A 16,796-nucleotide genomic window follows, 5' to 3' on the forward strand; every position below is an offset into this window, starting at 1 on the left:
CGCCCGTGGGATGCCTGTCACACGGCCTCGTACCGGGCGGGCGGGCCGCCGGGCACCTCCCTGGCCCGGCCCAGCTTCGCCAGCCGCCGCAGATGGGACTCCGCCTCGGAGACCGCGATGGTGCGCGAGCCGTACGGGATGTCGGCCCAGGGCCTGTTCCACACCATCCGCTCCGCGACCTGCCAGGGCGTGAGCGGCCGGGACAGCAGCCGGAGCAACCCGGCGAGCCGCTCCTCGTGGTGGGCGAGCAGTTCCCGGACCCGGTCCACGGCGCCGGTGAACGCGTGCTGGTGGGCGGGGAGCACCTCGGCGACACCGAGTCGGCCGACGCGTTCGAGGGAGTCGAGATAGTCGCCAAGGGGATCGGTGACGGTGTCGTCGTCCGGGTCCTCGTACAGCCCGATGTGCGGGGTGATGCCGGGCAGCAGATGGTCGCCGGAGAAGAGCCGGCCGTGCCCCGGGCGACGGGCCGGGTGCTCCTCCTCCAGGTGCAGGCACACATGGCCGGGGGTGTGGCCCGGCGTCCACACGGCGCGCAGCCGGCGGCCGGCGAGGTCGAGCAGTTCGCCGGGGACGATCTCGCGGTCGGGCAGGGCGGCGTGCAGGCCCGGCAGCCGGCCGCCGCCCGCGGCGCGCGCGGCGCGCAGCGGTGTCAGATGTGCCTCGGGGGCCCCGGCCCGCTCCAGCTTGTCGGTCAGATAGCCGAGCCACAGGTCCGGTTCCGCTTCCCGGGTGCGGCGGACGACGGCGGCGTCGGCGGCGTGCATCGCGATCCACGCCCCGGACTCCTCGCGGATCCGCCCGGACAGACCGTGGTGATCGGGGTGGTGATGGGTGACGACGACGCCGTGGATCTCGGTGGCCGAGGTGCCGCAGGCGTGCAGCCCCTCGGTGAGTGTGCGCCAGGAGGAGGGGTCGTCCCAACCGGTGTCGATGAGGACCGGCCCCCGATCGGTGTCAAGGAGATGAACCACGGTGTGGCCCAGGGGATTGTCGGGAATCGGGACGCGGATGGACCGTACGCCCCCTCCGTGGTCGGTCACTCGCGTCATGGAGCGTCATCTCCCGTCCGCCGCAGGGCCGTTGGCCGTCTACGACTATAACGAGAACCAGTTCTTATGGTTGCTCGGGTCTACCGCTTTCGGATGGTCACCGGTCCGGGAGGGGCACTGGTCCAGGAGGGGTTCCGCCGGTCCGGGGCCGCCGGTCGGGTCGGTCGGCCGGGCGCGCGGGCCGCACCGGGATCCTGATGGACGGCGGGCGGTTCTCCGGTCCCGACGCGGGGCGCGTCCTGTGTGGGGGGCGGGACGAGGGACGGGACGTGCGGGCCGGCGGCCGCGCGGAGCACCGGGTGCGGATCGGGCTCGTGGGGCAGGACGCGCCGGTACCGTACGGCACGTTCCGGGGAGAACCTGCTGTATGCGGCGCCGGAGGCCGGACCGGACGAGGTGCTGCCGGGCCGGCGTCGTGGCCGGTGACCGGGAGGATCCGTGGACTCCTGGAACGGGAACTGGTATCAGTTCTGAAACAGCGTCAGATGATGCCGGCCCAGCGGAGGCAGCGCTCATGACCGAGTTCCAGGAGTACGGACACCTCTTCATCGGCGGCCGGTCGGCCGATCCCATCGGGGACGACACGATCGACGTCGTGTCCCCGCACACCGAGGAGGTCATCGGCCGGGTCCCGCACGCCTCGCGCGCGGACGTCGACCGGGCCGTCGCCGCCGCGCGCCGTGCCTTCGACGAAGGACCCTGGCCACGGATGACGCTGGGCGAACGCGTCGAGGTCGTCGGCCGGATCAAGGACGCCGTCGCCGTGCGGCACGAGGAGATCGCCCGCTGCATCAGCGCGCAGAACGGCTCCCCCTACTCCTGGAGCGTCCTCGCCCAGGCCCTCGGCGCCATGATGGTGTGGGACGCCGCGATATCGGTCGCCCGCGGCTTCGCCCACGAGGAGCACCGCGACGGGGTCCTCGGCCCGGTGCTGGTGCGCCGCGAGCCCGTCGGGGTCGTCGCGGCCGTCGTCCCGTGGAACGTCCCGCAGTTCACCGCCGCGGCCAAACTCGGCCCGGCGCTGCTCGCGGGCTGCACCGCGGTCCTCAAGCCCTCGCCCGAGTCGCCGCTCGACGCGTACATCCTCGGCGAGATCGCGCAGGAGGCCGGGCTGCCCGAGGGCGTGCTGTCGATCCTTCCCGCGGACCGCGAGGTCAGCGAGTACCTGGTCGGGCACCCCGGCGTCGACAAGGTCTCCTTCACCGGCTCGGTCCCGGCCGGCCGGCGCGTGATGGAGGTCGCCGCCCGCAACCTCACGCGCGTCACCCTCGAACTGGGCGGCAAGTCGGCGGCCGTGATCCTGCCCGACGCCGACCTGCCGGGCGCGGTCGCCGGGATCGTCCCGGCCGCCTGGATGAACAACGGTCAGGCCTGCGTGGCCCAGACCCGGATCCTCGCGCCACGCAGCCGGTACGACGAGATCGCCGAGGCCTTCACCGCCGCGGCCCGCGAACTCGTCGTCGGCGACCCGCTGGACCCGGCCACCCAGGTCGGGCCACTGGTTGCCGAACGCCAGCAGCGGCGCTCGCTCGACTACATCCGCATCGGTCAGGAGGAGGGCGCCAAGGTCCTCACCGGCGGCGGCCGCCCGGCCCACCTGGACCGCGGCTGGTACGTGGAGCCGACCCTCTTCGGCGGCGTCGACAACTCCATGCGCATCGCCCGCGAGGAGATCTTCGGCCCGGTCATCTGCCTGTTGCCGTACGGGGACGAGGACGAGGCCGCCGCGATCGCGAACGACTCCGAGTACGGGCTCAGCGGCAGCGTGTGGACCGCCGACGTCGAGCACGGCATCGACTTCGCGCGCCGCGTCAGGACGGGCACGTACAACGTCAACACCTTCAGCCTCGACATGCTCGGCCCGTTCGGCGGCTACAAGAACTCGGGCCTCGGGCGAGAGTTCGGGCCCGAGGGGTACGGCGCGTACTTGGAGCACAAGATGATCCACCTGCCCGCGTCGTGGGAAGGGCAGGCCCGTGGGTGACCGCTGGCACGTCGAGGTCGACCGGGGCGTGTGCATCGGCTCGGGCATGTGCGTGGGCCACGCCCCGGACGGCTTCCGGCTGGATGCGGCGCGGCAGTCGCGCCCGCAGGCCGATGTCGCGGACGCCGACGAGAAGATCCTCGCCGCGGCGGAGAACTGCCCCGTCGAGGCGATCGTGATCACCCTGCTGGCGAGCGGGGAGCCGGTCTTCCCGCCCGAGGAATAGGCCCTGTCCGGGCGAGTTTCGAGATCGGCCCGCGGCGTCAGATGTATGGGGTTCCCAGGCCCGACAGGATCGCCCGGACAGGGCCTGGCCCCGCATCCGGCTCCGCCGCCCGCCCCCTTCTGCTGCTCCCTCCTTTGGCTGCCGGCCGCCGGTGCTGGCGTCGCTGCCGCCCCCGCCCGCGCTCCCGCTGCCGCCTACGCTGTTGCTGCTGCGTCCTCGCTGCGGCTCCGTGTCTGCCTGCCCTCTGCCTGTTGGCCGGTGGCTCTGCAGCCGGCCGGGGCAGAGGGAGCGAGTGCCAGCGGCAGCGGGCGGCCGGCGAGCGGGGCGGGGGAGCGGGAGCCTCCACGGTCGCTCCACCGCCCCTCCCTCCGCCCGGAGTCAACCTGTGCGAATGCCCGCGCGAACATCCGTGCCAAACTGTCCCCCTGATCGGGCGGGCAGGGACCCGTGCGTCGGTGTGAAGCGGGGGACTTGTGCGCAAGGCGAGGTGGGCGGCCGCGGCCGTCGGTGTTGTGCTGCTGGTGGCGGGATGCAGCGCCGAGAGCGACGCGAAGGACGACAAGTCCGGGACGCCACGCTCCGGTTCGTCCGCCGCTCCGGCGGAAGCGGGCGGGAGCCTGGACGCCGCCGCGGTAGCCAAGGAGATCGCGGACGCGGCCACGGCGGCAGGCTTCACCGAGGAGCCGTCGGAGGGTCTCCCGCCTTCCCTCAGAAAGTGCGCGGTCTCCTGGCACGCGGATGTCAAGAAGGCCGCCGACCCGGAAGAGTCCTACGACGCGACGCTGGTGACCCTGAAGAAGGGCGGCTGGAAGCAGGCTCGGGAACGCAAGGAGAAGGGGTCGGTCATCACGTCCGTGCACAAGAGCGGCTGGACCTTGACGGCGAGCTCCCACGGCCGGGCCGACACGTTCCTGGTGATCACCTTCGGCGCCGCGAACAACAGCGCCGAGTGCGAGAAGGCGATCAACGAGGAGCTGGCGAAGAACATGAAGTCGTAGGGCACCGGCTACGCGCGGCCGCGTCCCCTCGCGGGCGCGGCCGGCTCGGCAGTCGGCGGCGCCGTCAGGTCGATCAGCCGGCACACCGTCTCGATGTCGATCTTCACCTGGGCGATGGACGCCCGTCCCGACAGCCAGGTGATCAGCGCGGAGTGCCACGTGTGCTCGATCACCCGCACCGCCGACAGCTGCTCGGGCGTCGGATGCTCCAGCCCCATCGCGTCCAGGATGATCGCCGTCGTCTGCCGCGAGACCGTGTCCACCTCCGGGCTCACGCTGCGGTCCGCGAACGTCAGCGCCCGTACCATCGCGTCCGCGAGGTGCGGCTCGCGCTGGAGCGCCCGGAACGCCCGCATCAGGGTCTCGGCCACCCGCTCCGCCGCGCCCTCGCCGCCCGGCGGGCGCTTGCGCAGGGTGGTGTGCAGGTGCTCCAGCTGGTCCTGCATCGTCGCGACCAGCAGATGGATCTTGGAGGGGAAGTAGCGGTAGAGCGTGCCGAGCGCGACGCCGGCCGCCTCCGCGACCTCCCGCATCTGCACCGCGTCGAAACCGCCCCTGCCGGCCAGCTGGGCGCTGGCGTGCAGGATGCGACGGCGGCGCGCCTCCTGGCGCTCGGTCAGGGCCGGTGACACAGGCACCGCCTGCTTGGCTTCCGCTGTCATATGTCCCGTTCCATGCACAAGTCCGGATCGCACAGCATGGCAGGGCGGCCGTCGTGGCGCGAATCACCTGATCCGCCGGTCACAGTTGCGCTACCTGCCGGTAGATTCGAAGCTCCTCGAACGATCAACTCTGAAACTTGTTCTAGATTAGCGCGAACGATTACGCTCCGGCGAAACCAGTGAGAAGGGGGCCGTGGGTGACCGCAGAGGCCATAGAGGTCGGCCCCCGTGCGGGCACGTCCGGTGACGGCGACTCCCCGCTGCGCATCGCGCTCCTGACCTACAAGGGGAACCCGTTCTGCGGCGGCCAGGGCGTCTACGTCCGCCATCTGTCGCGCGAGCTCGCCCGCCTCGGTCACCACGTCGAGGTCATAGGCGCCCAGCCCTACCCGGTCCTCGACGAGGGCGTGCCGCTCACCGAGCTCCCCAGCCTCGACCTGTACCGCCAGCCCGACCCGTTCCGCACGCCCGGGCGCGACGAGTACCGCGACTGGATAGACGCCGTCGAGGTCGCCACCATGTGGACCGGCGGCTTCCCCGAGCCCCTGACCTTCTCCCTGCGCGCGCGCCGCCACCTGCGCGCCCGCCATGGCGAGTTCGACGTCGTCCACGACAACCAGACGCTCGGCTACGGACTCCTCGGCGACCTCGGGGCGCCGCTCGTCACCACGATCCACCACCCGATCACCGTCGACCGGCAGCTGGATCTGGACGCCGCGGCCGACTTCAAGCGCCGCGCCTCGGTACGCCGCTGGTACGCCTTCACCCGCATGCAGAAGCGCGTCGCACGGCGGCTGCCGTCCGTGCTCACCGTCTCGGGCTCCTCACGGCAGGAGATCACCGACCACCTCGGCGTACGCAGCGACCGGATCCATGTCGTCCACATCGGCGCCGACACCGACCTGTTCTCGCCGAATCCCGCGGTCGCCGAGGTCCCCGGCCGGATCGTCACCACCTCCAGCGCCGACGTGCCCCTCAAGGGACTCGTCCACCTCGTCGAGGCCCTGGCGAAACTCCGCACCGAGAACGAGGACGCCCACCTCGTCGTCGTCGGCAAGCGCGCCGAGGACGGCCCGGTCGCCCAGCTGATCGAGCGCTACGGATTGAAGGACGCCATCCGGTTCGTCAAGGGCATCACGGACGCCGAACTCGTCGACCTGGTGCGCAGCGCCCAGATCGCCTGCGTGCCGTCCCTGTACGAGGGCTTCTCGCTGCCCGCCGCAGAGGCCATGGCCACCGGCACCCCGCTCGTCGCCACCACGGGCGGTGCGATCCCCGAGGTCGCCGGCCCCGACGGCGAGACGTGCCTGGCCGTCCCGCCCGGCGACGCCGAGGCCCTGGCCGCCGCGCTGCGCCGCCTCCTCGGCGACCCGGACCTGCGGGCCCGGCTCGGTGCGGCCGGCCGGGCCCGGGTGCTCGCCCGGTTCACCTGGAAGCAGGCCGCGATCGGCACGGCCGAGCGCTACCGGGAGGCCATCGCGGCGTCCCCGGCCCCCGTCCGTACCCGTACCTCCTGATTCCCCCGCACCCCCAGCTCCGCCCCCAGGAAGGCAGACCCCCGTGCTGACCGTCGACTTCTCCCGCTTTCCGCTCGCCCCGGGCGACCGCGTGCTCGACCTGGGCTGTGGCGCAGGCCGGCACGCGTTCGAGTGTTACCGGCGCGGTGCGCAGGTCGTGGCCCTGGACCAGAACGGCGAGGAGATCCGCGAGGTCGCCAAGTGGTTCGCCGCGATGAAGGAGGCGGGCGAGGTCCCCGAGGGCGCCACGGCCACCGCGATGGAGGGCGACGCGCTCAACCTGCCGTTCCCCGACGAGTCGTTCGACGTCGTCATCATCTCCGAGGTGATGGAGCACATCCCCGACGACAAGGGCGTGCTCGCCGAGATGGTCCGGGTACTTCGGCCCGGCGGCCGGATCGCCGTCACCGTGCCGCGCTACGGCCCGGAGAAGATCTGCTGGGCGCTCAGTGACGCGTACCACGAGGTCGAGGGCGGGCACATCCGCATCTACAAGGCCGACGAACTGCTCGCCAAAATGCGGGAGGCGGGCCTCAAGCCGTACGGCACCCACCATGCGCACGCGCTGCACTCGCCGTACTGGTGGCTCAAGTGCGCCTTCGGAGTGGGCAGGGACGGTGACGACGCAGCGCTGCCCGTGCGGGCGTACCACAAGCTGCTGGTCTGGGACATCATGAAGAAGCCGCTCGCGACCCGGCTCGCGGAGCAGCTCCTCAACCCGGTCGTCGGCAAGAGCTTCGTGGCGTACGCGACCAAGCCGCACCAGCCCAAGGTCGAGGCGTGACGACCTCGCGGAGGACCGAGCACCTCGTCCTGCCCGGGGTCCTGACCGAGGAGCAGGCCGCGGAGACCGTCGCCGGCATCCTCGCCGTACAGCGCGAGGACGGCGCGATCCCGTGGTTCCGGGGCCACCACCTGGACCCTTGGGACCACACCGAGGCCGCGATGGCGCTGGACGCGGCGGGCGAGCACGAGGCGGCGGCCCGTGCCTACGCCTGGCTGGCCCGCCACCAGAACGACGACGGCTCCTGGTACGCCGCCTACCACGACGGCGACGCGGGCGCCGTGACCGACCGGGGCCGCGAGAGCAACTTCTGCGCGTACCTCGCCGTCGGCGTCTGGCACCACTATCTGAGCACGGGCGACGAGGCGTTCCTCGACCGCATGTGGCCGGTGGTGTTCGCCGCGGTCGAGTTCGTGCTCGGACTCCAGCAGCAGGGCGGCCAGATCGGCTGGAAGCGGGAGACGGACGGCACGGCGGTGAACGACGCGCTGCTGACCGGCAGTTCGTCGATCCACCACGCGCTGCGCTGCGCCCTCGCCATAGCGGAGGAGCTGGAGGAGCCCCAGCCGGACTGGGAACTCGCGGCCGGCGCGCTGGCCCACGCCATCCGCCACCACCCCGAGCGCTTCCTCGACAAGGACCGCTACTCGATGGACTGGTACTACCCGGTCCTCGGCGGAGCGGTCACCGGCGCGGAGGCCAAGGCCCGTATCGACGCCCGCTGGGACGACTTCGTGGTGCCCGGCCTCGGCGTGCGCTGCGTCCTGCCGAACCCGTGGGTGACGGGCGGCGAGAGCTGCGAACTGGCGCTGGCGCTGTGGGCGATGGGCGAGTCCGACCGCGCGCTGGAGATCCTCCAGTCCGTCCAGCACCTGCGCGCCGAGGGCGGCATGTACTGGACGGGCTTCGTCTTCGAGGGCGAGCGCGCGATGTGGCCGGAGGAACTGACCACGTGGACGGCGGGCTCACTGCTGCTGGCGGTGGCCGCGCTGGGGGGCGACGAGGCGACGACGGCGGTGTTCGGCGGGGAGCGCCTGCCGAGGGGGTTGGCGGGGGACTGCTGCGGGCTGCTGTGACCGGGGGTTGTCCCCCACCCCGCCCGATCCCGAATGGGGCTCCGCCCCATGCCCCGGTACCGCGCTGCGCGCGGTGTCCTCAAGCCCCCTTTCCTGGCGGCCGTGGGCGGTACCCCCATCCCGAAACTGGGCCTGCACCCCAGGCCCCGGTACCGCGCTGCGCGCGGCGTCCTCAAGCTCTCGTTACGGCCTGGCGGCCGTGGGTGGGGGTCCCCCGGCCAAGCCAGGGGGAGTGCCCCGGACGGGCTGGATTTTGCTCCGCGAAATCGGCCCCGCCGGGGGCTTGGGGCGGAGCCCCAACGGGCGCTTCGCGCAAACCAGCCCCGCCGACGTTTGAGGCGCGGGGGTGCGGGGGCGGAGCCCCCGAAAGACACCGCTCGGAGCACGGTACCGTGGCCTGGGGCGGAGCCCCGGTTCGGGACGGGGGTACCGCCCACGGCCGCCAGGCCGTAAGGGGAGGGCGGGTTGGGGAAAACGCCCCCGCAAGGGGCTACCGCTAGCGCCGCCGCAGCGCTCCCGCCACCGCGTGGCCGAGGAACAGGTACACCACCGCCGCCAGGCCGTAGCCCGCCACCACCCTCGCCCATTCCTTGTCGAAGGTGAACAGGTCGTGCGACCAGCCGGCCAGCCACCGCGCCGCCTCGCGGACGAACTCCACGAGGTCATTCGCGCGGTTGGCCTCCAGCAGGTACAACAGGATCCACAGGCCGATGATGAAGGCCACGACGTTCGCGACGACGACAACGATGCGCGCCGCCGCTGCGGTGTTTCTCGCGAGTGTTGTCATGACGAGCGTCTTGCCGTTTGTGCATGCGTGAAACCCGTTTTGTGCATGCGTGAAACTCGTACGGGGACCCCCGGACCGTTCGGTGGCCCCGGTGGCCCCGGTGGCCCAAGTGGCCGCGGGCCGTGGCCCTGCTCGGCGGGGTGATCCTAGGCGTTCAGCTCCGCGAGTACCCGCAGTGTCCCGGGGTCGGGGGCCGTCACCAGCAGGTCCGTCACCGGCCCCTTGCGCCACAGCTCCAGCCGTTCCGCGATCCGTTCCCGCGGTCCGACGAGTGAGATCTCGTCCACGAAGGCGTCCGGCACGGCCAGGACCGCCTCCTCACGGCGCCCCGCGAGGAACAGCTCCTGCACGGTGCGGGCCTCCTCCTCGAAGCCCATCCGTGCCATCAGGTCCGCGTGGAAGTTACGGGCCGCGTGGCCCATGCCGCCGATGTAGAAGCCGAGCATCGCCTTCACGGGCAGCAGCCCCTCGGCGACGTCGTCGCAGACGCGGGCCCGTGCCATCGGCGCGACGGTGAAGCCCTCGGGCAGAGAAGCCAGTGACGCGGCGTGGACGTCCGTCCGCAGCGGCGACCAGTACAGCGGCAGCCAGCCGTCGGCGATGCGCGTCGTCTGCGCGATGTTCTTCGGCCCCTCCGCGCCCAGCAGCACCGGCAGGTCGGCACGCAGCGGATGCGTGATCGGCTTGAGGGGTTTGCCCGTGCCCGTACCGTCCGGTCCCGCGTACGGATGGGAGTGGAACCGTCCCGCGAGCTCCACGGGCCCCTCGCGGGCGAGGACTTGGCGGACGACGTCCACGTACTCACGCGTCGCGGTCAGCGGGCTCGCCGGGAACGGGCGCCCGTACCAGCCCTCCACCACCTGCGGCCCCGACAGGCCGAGCCCCAGCATCATCCGCCCGCCGGACAGGTGGTCGAGCGTCAGCGCGTGCATCGCCGTCGCCGTCGGGCTGCGTGCGGCCATCTGCGCGACGGCCGTGCCCAGCCGGATACGGGAGGTGTGCGCGGCGATCCAGGCGAGCGGCGTGAACGCGTCCGACCCCCATGCCTCGGCCGTCCACACGGAGTCGTAGCCGAGCCGCTCGGCCTCCCGGGCCAGTTCGAGATGGGCCGGGTCGGGTCTGCGGCCCCAGTAGCCGAGGGCGAGTCCGAGTCGCATGTGCGCCGCCTCCACTGCTCGCTGACGGGGCGTCAGCGTACGGCAGCGGCCCCCCGCCCGGAAGGGCGGGGGGCCGCTGGGGGCTTGCGTGGCGTCAGCCGCGCTGGATGCCGGAGGTGTCCTGGAGGACACCGCGGCGGCCGTCCTGGGTCTGGGCCACCAGGCCCGGACCGCGCTGCTCGACCGCCAAGTACCAGGTGCCGGGTGCCAGTTCGGCGATCGGGGTGGGCGAACCGTCCTCGCCGTACAGCGGCCGGGCGACGGGCACGGCGAACCAGAACGGCGCGAAGTCGGACGGCGCGCCGCCCTGCGAGGCGTCCGCCGGGCCGGGGGCCGGGGCGGCGTGCGGGCCGGGCTGAGCGGCCTGCGGCGCGCCCGCGTGGGCGCCGTACGGCTGCGGCTGACCGGGCTGCGCGCCATAGGGCTGCTGCTGGGCGCCCGGGTAGCCGTAACCACCCTGCGGCTGCATGCCGTACGGCTGCGGGGCCGCGGGGCGGGGAGCGCCGAGGAGGGGGGCCTTGAAGACCGGGACCAGCAGGGTGCAGACGGCACCGGCCGCGAGGGCGAGCGCGGCGATGAAGCCGAGGATGAGCCCGGTGCCGGAGTCGGGGCTGAACCCGTCGGCGTTGAGCGGGCCCGCGGGGTCGAAGATCGCGCCGAGCGCGGACCAGGCCGTGAAGAGCGTCAGGGCGACGCCGAGCTGGCCGAGGTCGAGGCCGATGACCTTCGGGGGCTGCGGAAGCGCACGGGAGAGCACGATCAGAGCCGCGCCGATGATGCCGGCGAGGTAGAAGCCCAGGAGCAGGGATCCGTTGTCCCAGGCGGTCGGCACGTCGTCGCATTGACTGCCGGAGCAGTCGAACGTGCCGAGGAACGAGGCGATGAACAGCAACACCGCTGCTCCGATCACCACGCCATCGCCTCGAGTGAGGGAGCGGATGTTCACGTGTCAGTCCTTCGTAGGTCGTCTCATCGGGGCGGTCGTCGCTGCCGCCCGGTCGGGCGGGCGCACGGACGCGGAGCTCGGGGGTGACTCCCCATCGTAGAGGCGAATCTATCGTCCAACGGTTCCGGCCGTCCTCCCGGTATCGCACTTTGCGTGCTCACTGCCGGAGGTAGCTGCCGATCCCGTCGGCCATTCCCTGGGCCGCCTTCTGACGCCAGCCCGGGCTGGTCAGCAGAGCGGCGTCCTCGGGGTCCTGCATATTGCCGCATTCGATGAACACCTTGGGAACGGTGGACAGGTTGAGCCCGCCGAGGTCCCGCCGCACATCAAGTCCCGTACCGCCGCCCACATAGTTGGAAGGGGCACTTCCGGTCCTGCGCAGGAAGTGTCCGGCGATGCGTTCACCCAGGTCACGTGAGGGTCCGACGATCTTCGACGTGTCCGCGGCGCCGCCCTTGACGAGTGCGGGCAGGATCACATGGAATCCGCGGTTGCCGGTCCCCGATCCGTCCGCGTGCACCGAGATCACCGCGTCCGCCTCGGCTTCGTTGCCGAATCGTGCTCGCTCATCGATGCAGGGACCGAACGGACGGTCGTTCTCGTGGGTGAATGCGACGGTTGCGCCCTGCTCTTCGAGCAGAGTGCGAAGACGTCGTGAAACATCGAGGGTGAAATCGGCCTCGCGGTATCCGCCACGGGTTGCCGTGCCCGTTGTGTCGCATTCCTTACGGTTCGTTCCGATGTTCACGAGCTTGTTGATCTCGCGTGCGTGGCGGAAGTTGCCGGGGTTGTGCCCGGGATCGACGACGACCACCTTCCCGGCGAGCGGCCCCTTGGCCCCGGACCGCTCAGCGGGCGCGGAGCGCGTGGCCGACGTGGTGGGGGAGGGGGAGGCGGCCGGGCCCGCGTCGCCGGGTTTGCCCGCGGCCTGCCCCGTGGGTGCCTGGCCCGTGGACGCCGGCGTCGAGGCCGCCGCAGGCCCGGGGGTGGCGCTCCCGCCCGCTCCTTGCCAGATCAGCCACCCGGCGAGGCCCACGGGCACGAGAGCGGCGACGGCGACGAGACCGCGCCGGGAGCGGCGCGGTCCGGTGTACGGGTGCTGGTTCTCGTCGTACGACACGGTCGCGATGCTAGGCCCTTTTCTCCGGAACCGGCGCTGCCGTCCGCCCGAACTCAGACGCCCGCGCCCGTTCGGCGCAGCACCCGCAGTGACCCCGCCGCCGACACCTCCGTGAACGCGCCCGACGCCAGCGCCCGCAGGTAGACGCGGTACGGGGCCTGACCGGTGAATTCGTCCACCGGGTCGGGGAACACGTCGTGGATCAGCAGCAGTCCGCCGTCGGCGACGTGCGGCGCCCAGCCCTCGTAGTCGTTGCTCGCGTGCTCGTCCGTGTGGCCGCCGTCGATGAAGACCAGGCCGACCTTGCCGCCCCACACCCTCGCCGCCTGCGGCGACCGGCCGACGATCGCGATCACGTGGTCCTCCAGGCCCGCGCGGTGCAGCGTGCGGCGGAAGGTGGGCAGCGTGTCCATCAGCCCCACCTCCGGGTCCACCACCTCCGGGTCGTGGTAGTCCCAGCCCGGCTGCTGCTCCTCGCTGCCCCGGTGGTGGTCAACTGTCACCGCCACCGTGCCGGCCTCGCGGGCCGCGTCGGCGAGCAGGATCGTCGAACGCCCGCAGTACGTGCCCACTTCGAGCAGCGGCAGCCCGAGCGCCCCCGCCTCCACGGCGGCGGCGTACAGGGCGAGACCCTCGTCCACGGGCATGAAGCCCTTGGTGTCCTCGAAGGCGGCCAGGATCTCCGGCTTGGGGGTGGCGGGCGGCATGCGGTCCTCCGGGCGGGTGTGCGGATCGGTGGCCATCGTGCCTTACGGGCGGGTAACTGCCCTGAACGAGGTCCTTTACGTGATTCACGTCACCTGCGAGCGAAACGCTGCTTACGCTCGGCTACGAGACGTTCACGAACGGGGGGCGGTCGCCTTGTATCAGATGCGCAATCTCGACCCCAGTGCATCGCCGCTGGACTACTACGGTGCCGAACTGCGACGTCGGCGAGAAGCGACGGGCATGAACCAGGCGCAGTTGGGCTCGTGCATCTTCGTCACGGGCTCCCTGGTCGGCCAGATCGAGACGGCGAAGAAGGTCCCGACCCGGGACTTCAGCGAACGGGTGGACGCGGCGCTGGGCACGGACGGGATGTTCTCCCGGCTGGTGGGCCTGGTGCTGCGCAGCCAACTGCCGCACTGGTTCCAGGCGTACGCGGAGATGGAGGCGAAGGCGGCGTACATCTCCACCTACCAGGCGCAGTTGGTCGACGGGTTGTTGCAGACGGAGGAGTACGCGCGGGCGGTGCTCGGCTTCAGGAACGAGGACAATCTCGACGCCAGGGTGGCCGCGCGGATGGAGCGCCAGCGCATCCTGGACCGGGAGACGCCGCCGCTGATGTGGGTGGTGCTCAGCGAGGCCGTGCTGCACCAGGAGGTCGGCGGCCGGGAGGTCATGCGGAACCAGCTCGCCCACCTGTTGGAGCTGCGCGGGCGTGAGTGGGTGAAGGTGCAGGTGCTGCCGTTCGCGGTCGGCGCGCACACCGGGCTGATGGGTTCCTTCACCGTGCTGCGCTTCGAGGACGACCCGGACCTCGTCTACACCGAGGACTTCGTCCAGGGCCATATGACGGCCAATCCGGCCGCTATCAGGGAGGGTTCGCTCCGTTACGATCACCTGCAGGCCGCCGCGTTGTCCGTGGAGGACTCCGCGGCACTCATCGCCCGCGTAATGGAGGAACGTTATGGACACCGACCAGGGCCTGACGGGCGCACGCTGGCGTAAGTCGTCGTACAGCGGTGACACCGGTGGACAGTGCGTCGAGTGCGCCCCCGTAGGCGGCGCCACCTGGCGCAAGTCCTCGTACAGCTCCGACACCGGCGGCGACTGCGTCGAAGTCGCCCACCTCATCCCCCACATCGCCGTACGCGACTCCAAGAACCCGGGCGGCCCCGTCTTCACCACCACCCCCGCCGCCTTCGCGGCGTTCGTCGCCGCAGCGGCCGACAACCGGCTCTGACCCGTCCCCCGAACCAGCCATGTCGGCGCGTACCATCGGTGCGTTTGCTCTGACGTGGCGAGTTCGCAAGGGGGAAAGTCATGGCCGGGGGAAGACGAAAGCGCCTGGGCGTCACAGCCGGGGTGCTGGCCGGAGCGGTCTTCGCGACCGGGATCGGGCTATGGGCCACGGACAGCGGGCCCTTCAAGGACGTCTACTGCTGGGGCGCGTGGCAGCAGAACAGCGGCCCGCACCTGCTCGGCGACGAGGCCGTGGACGAGTCGGGTGCCGAACGGCGGGCGACGGAGTCCGCGCCGCCGTCCGCCGGGCGGCCGCAGGGGACGTGCACCGTCGAGGTGGCGTCGGACGACGACGAGGACAAGGTCACGGTCACCTACGGCCCTCTCCCCGCCGCCGCGGACAAGCGTCAGGAGTGGATCACCCACTACCTGCACGGCTCCGTCTCCTTCCTGCCCGACGGCCTCGACGGCCTCGTCGGCGGGGACCGGGGCATGCTCGTGCTGCCCGAGGCGTGCGACGTGGACGGCAGGCCGTCCGTCGTGACGATGCACAACGAGAACTGGAGCGAGGGCCGCGAGGGCCGGGTCACCGGAGGCATCGGCGTGATCGGCACGCGCGCCGAGGTCGCCGAACTGCTCCTCGCGGTCGCCGACACCGGGATGCGCGCTGCGGGGTGTGCCCCGAAGGAGCCGCTGCGCGCCACCTCGCCCATGGCGACCGTCGCCGAGGAAAGAGAAGACGCGGACAATCCCGTCTGCCGCATTCCCGGCGTGGTCTTCGACCTGCCGAAACAGTCGAGGTACCGGCAGCAGGTCGGCGTCGTGAGCGACCGCCTGCAGACGTGCTCCGTGGCGTGGCTGACCGAGAGCTTCGACGAGGAACCGGCCGCGCAGTACGTGATGGCCTCGGCGCCCCGGCTGGCGGCCCTGTTCACCGGCCTCCCCGAGGGGCCCGACAAGGGGCTCGTACGGGTCGACTGCCGGGGACGCGAGACCGTCTTCTACGGCAGCACCCGCCTCGGGCTGACCGGCATCGCGAAGCCCAGCGCCGAGCGGGTGTTCACGAACTTCGTCGACTCCGTCGGCAAGCGCATCGGATGCAAGGCGGACGGGGGCACGGCATGATGACGACCGAAGAGACGCCGGAGCAGGAGACCGCGTCCGCCGCCGAGCCGCGGCCCTCGCTGCTGCGGAGGCTCCTGCGCAGCCGTACGGCCAGGGCGGTCACCGCCTCCGCCGTCGCCGGCGCTCTGCTGGGCGCGGGCGTCGTGGCCTGGCGTACGGACACGCTGCCGCTGCCGAAGGCGGACGCCTGCTGGGACTCGCTCGACGAGTCGACCCTCTCCGCTCTGTTCGGCGACCGCCGGATCGAGGCGGAGGAGCAGGAGCTGCGGCGCGATCCGCAGACCGCCTCACGCTCGTACGGGCAGTGCCGGGTCACCAGCTTCGACGACCGCGGCACGGGGCGTCGGCAAGCCGTCCTCCGCGTCCACTACCTCGACGGGCTCTACGGCGAGGACTCGCGACGGTGGCCGGAGGAGTTCCTGTCCGCCCGTATGGTCGGACTGGGCGAGGGGCTGCCGGGGATGGTGTCCCCGAACCGCGCGTGGCTCGCCGTGCCGCAGCAGTGCACGGGGCGGCCCAAGGACGGCGACGCCTCGCTCGTCGTCGATGTGGCCCTGGGGGAGCACGACTTCGACTCGGAAGGCCCGCACGACCGGGAGGACCGGGAGGCGCTGGCGCGCACCGTCGTGGCCGCGGCCAACGGCGTCATCCGAGACCTGGGCTGCACCGGCACGTACCGCGCGCCGCGCGAGCTCCCGCCGCTCCCTCAACGGACGAGTGTGCGGCCCGGAGACTTCTGCGGCGTGGACGGACTGAAGCTTCCTGCCGCGCACCGAAAGAATCTGGCCTGGGTCCGCGAGGGAGGCGGCGACGGCGCCGCCGCTCGTGTCTGCGAGTCGGGCTTCGGCTCGCTGGGACCCCACGTGCGCATGATGACGCTCGTCGATCCCGGCATCACCGAAATCTTCGGCAAAGAGACCCTCGACGGCGTCAGGTTCCATGCCGACGGCAACAGCGGCTATGGATCCGCGGGACTGATGCGCGCGGTGTACGGGGCGAACTGCCAGACCGGGCGCGTGATCTTCTTGATGGAGCAGACCCGCTCCTACGAGAACGCTCCCCGCATCGTCGCCGACCTGATGCCGGGCTACGTCGCCGCCGAGGCGGAGCGCATCGGCTGCGGTCGGGTGACGATCGAGCTGCCGCGCGTGTGACCCCGGCAGGCGCGGGGCCGCGGACGCAGGACCAACTCGTCACGCGGGGGCGGGCGACGGGAGTGTCCGCATGGGCTACACGGCTCGCCCATACGGCCCTCATTCACGCGGTGCGAGCACACGCGGGCTGATCACGGCACTTAGAAGTCGTCTCATTTGGCGAGTCGGCGGTAACAGATCAGGCTGCAGGCGATGGCGGTGAAGGCCAGGAAGTGTTCGGCTTTGCGTTCGTAGCGGCGGTGTAGACGGCGGCAGCCGCCCAGC

At 71.8% G+C, this 16,796-nt stretch carries 17 protein-coding genes and 1 pseudogene; 10 read left to right on the forward strand and 8 right to left on the reverse strand.

Annotated elements, in window-relative coordinates:
* Positions 1–17: 17 nt before the first annotated feature.
* Positions 18–1,052: an MBL fold metallo-hydrolase gene (locus tag ACH5AF_RS03840; protein WP_398899733.1), complete on the reverse strand. Its 1,035-nt coding sequence runs from the start codon at positions 1,050–1,052 to the stop codon at positions 18–20.
* A 514-nt stretch (positions 1,053–1,566) separates the two neighbouring features.
* Here ACH5AF_RS03840 and ACH5AF_RS03845 point away from each other — a divergent pair.
* The 3 genes from ACH5AF_RS03845 (at position 1,567) to ACH5AF_RS03855 (ending at position 4,260) form a co-directional block, all read left to right on the forward strand.
* Entirely contained in the window at positions 1,567–3,036 is a 1,470-nt protein-coding gene (locus ACH5AF_RS03845; RefSeq protein WP_398899734.1) for an aldehyde dehydrogenase, read from the forward strand.
* A complete protein-coding gene (locus ACH5AF_RS03850; RefSeq protein WP_398899735.1) occupies positions 3,029–3,262 on the forward strand; it encodes a ferredoxin in 234 nt (77 codons plus the stop codon). The genes ACH5AF_RS03845 and ACH5AF_RS03850 overlap by 8 nt, the downstream gene beginning before the upstream one ends.
* Positions 3,263–3,735: 473 nt before the next feature.
* Positions 3,736–4,260, forward strand: coding sequence for a hypothetical protein (locus ACH5AF_RS03855; RefSeq protein ID WP_398899736.1), 525 nt, complete (start codon positions 3,736–3,738; stop codon positions 4,258–4,260).
* Positions 4,261–4,268: 8 nt separating this feature from the next.
* On the opposite strand, the gene ACH5AF_RS03860 is transcribed toward ACH5AF_RS03855, so the two are convergent.
* Entirely contained in the window at positions 4,269–4,922 is a 654-nt protein-coding gene (locus ACH5AF_RS03860; RefSeq protein ID WP_398899737.1) for a TetR family transcriptional regulator, read from the reverse strand.
* Positions 4,923–5,119: 197 nt separating this feature from the next.
* Between ACH5AF_RS03860 and ACH5AF_RS03865 the strand changes: the two genes are divergently transcribed.
* Genes ACH5AF_RS03865 through ACH5AF_RS03875 form a run of 3 tightly spaced genes read left to right on the forward strand, consistent with a single transcriptional unit; the run spans position 5,120 to position 8,299 of the window.
* On the forward strand, positions 5,120–6,439 hold the full coding sequence (locus ACH5AF_RS03865; protein ID WP_398899738.1) for a glycosyltransferase family 4 protein: 1,320 nt from the start codon (positions 5,120–5,122) through the stop codon (positions 6,437–6,439).
* Between the two features lie 43 nt (positions 6,440–6,482).
* Positions 6,483–7,223 (forward strand): class I SAM-dependent methyltransferase, encoded by a 741-nt coding sequence (locus tag ACH5AF_RS03870; protein ID WP_398899739.1) that lies wholly within the window; start codon positions 6,483–6,485, stop codon positions 7,221–7,223.
* A complete protein-coding gene (locus tag ACH5AF_RS03875) occupies positions 7,220–8,299 on the forward strand; it encodes a prenyltransferase (RefSeq protein WP_398899740.1) in 1,080 nt (359 codons plus the stop codon). Before ACH5AF_RS03870 ends, ACH5AF_RS03875 begins: the two co-directional genes overlap by 4 nt.
* A gap of 496 nt (positions 8,300–8,795) precedes the next feature.
* Here the strand turns inward: ACH5AF_RS03875 and ACH5AF_RS03880 are convergent, their stop codons facing one another.
* The 5 genes from ACH5AF_RS03880 to ACH5AF_RS03900 form a co-directional block, all read right to left on the reverse strand.
* A complete protein-coding gene (locus ACH5AF_RS03880) occupies positions 8,796–9,086 on the reverse strand; it encodes a hypothetical protein (RefSeq protein WP_398899741.1) in 291 nt (96 codons plus the stop codon).
* Between the two features lie 146 nt (positions 9,087–9,232).
* Positions 9,233–10,243, reverse strand: coding sequence for an LLM class F420-dependent oxidoreductase (locus tag ACH5AF_RS03885; protein ID WP_398899742.1), 1,011 nt, complete (start codon positions 10,241–10,243; stop codon positions 9,233–9,235).
* A gap of 94 nt (positions 10,244–10,337) precedes the next feature.
* Positions 10,338–11,189 carry a hypothetical protein gene (locus tag ACH5AF_RS03890; protein ID WP_398899743.1) on the reverse strand — a complete coding sequence of 284 codons (852 nt, stop codon included), beginning with the start codon at positions 11,187–11,189 and terminating at the stop codon, positions 10,338–10,340.
* 157 nt (positions 11,190–11,346) lie between these two features.
* Positions 11,347–12,309, reverse strand: coding sequence for an N-acetylmuramoyl-L-alanine amidase (locus ACH5AF_RS03895; RefSeq protein ID WP_398899744.1), 963 nt, complete (start codon positions 12,307–12,309; stop codon positions 11,347–11,349).
* Positions 12,310–12,362: 53 nt separating this feature from the next.
* Positions 12,363–13,016 carry a class I SAM-dependent methyltransferase gene (locus tag ACH5AF_RS03900; protein WP_398899796.1) on the reverse strand — a complete coding sequence of 218 codons (654 nt, stop codon included), beginning with the start codon at positions 13,014–13,016 and terminating at the stop codon, positions 12,363–12,365.
* Positions 13,017–13,179: 163 nt separating this feature from the next.
* On the opposite strand from ACH5AF_RS03900, the gene ACH5AF_RS03905 reads away from it, so the two are divergent.
* The 4 genes from ACH5AF_RS03905 (at position 13,180) to ACH5AF_RS03920 (ending at position 16,532) form a co-directional block, all read left to right on the forward strand.
* On the forward strand, positions 13,180–14,019 hold the full coding sequence (locus ACH5AF_RS03905) for a helix-turn-helix domain-containing protein (RefSeq protein WP_398899745.1): 840 nt from the start codon (positions 13,180–13,182) through the stop codon (positions 14,017–14,019).
* The gene (locus tag ACH5AF_RS03910; protein ID WP_398899746.1) at positions 13,979–14,254 is read left to right on the forward strand and encodes a DUF397 domain-containing protein; all 276 of its coding nucleotides are present in this window, start codon (positions 13,979–13,981) and stop codon (positions 14,252–14,254) included. The genes ACH5AF_RS03905 and ACH5AF_RS03910 overlap by 41 nt, the downstream gene beginning before the upstream one ends.
* An 80-nt stretch (positions 14,255–14,334) precedes the next feature.
* The gene (locus ACH5AF_RS03915; protein ID WP_398899747.1) at positions 14,335–15,378 is read left to right on the forward strand and encodes a hypothetical protein; all 1,044 of its coding nucleotides are present in this window, start codon (positions 14,335–14,337) and stop codon (positions 15,376–15,378) included.
* Positions 15,375–16,532, forward strand: coding sequence for a hypothetical protein (locus tag ACH5AF_RS03920; protein WP_398899748.1), 1,158 nt, complete (start codon positions 15,375–15,377; stop codon positions 16,530–16,532). The genes ACH5AF_RS03915 and ACH5AF_RS03920 overlap by 4 nt, the downstream gene beginning before the upstream one ends.
* Positions 16,533–16,684: 152 nt before the next feature.
* Here the strand turns inward: ACH5AF_RS03920 and ACH5AF_RS03925 are convergent.
* Positions 16,685–16,796, reverse strand: a pseudogene (locus ACH5AF_RS03925) (IS5/IS1182 family transposase); the annotation flags it as partial.

The organism is Streptomyces sp. NPDC018833 (genome assembly GCF_044390825.1).
Taxonomy (GTDB): Bacteria; Actinomycetota; Actinomycetes; order Streptomycetales; family Streptomycetaceae; genus Streptomyces.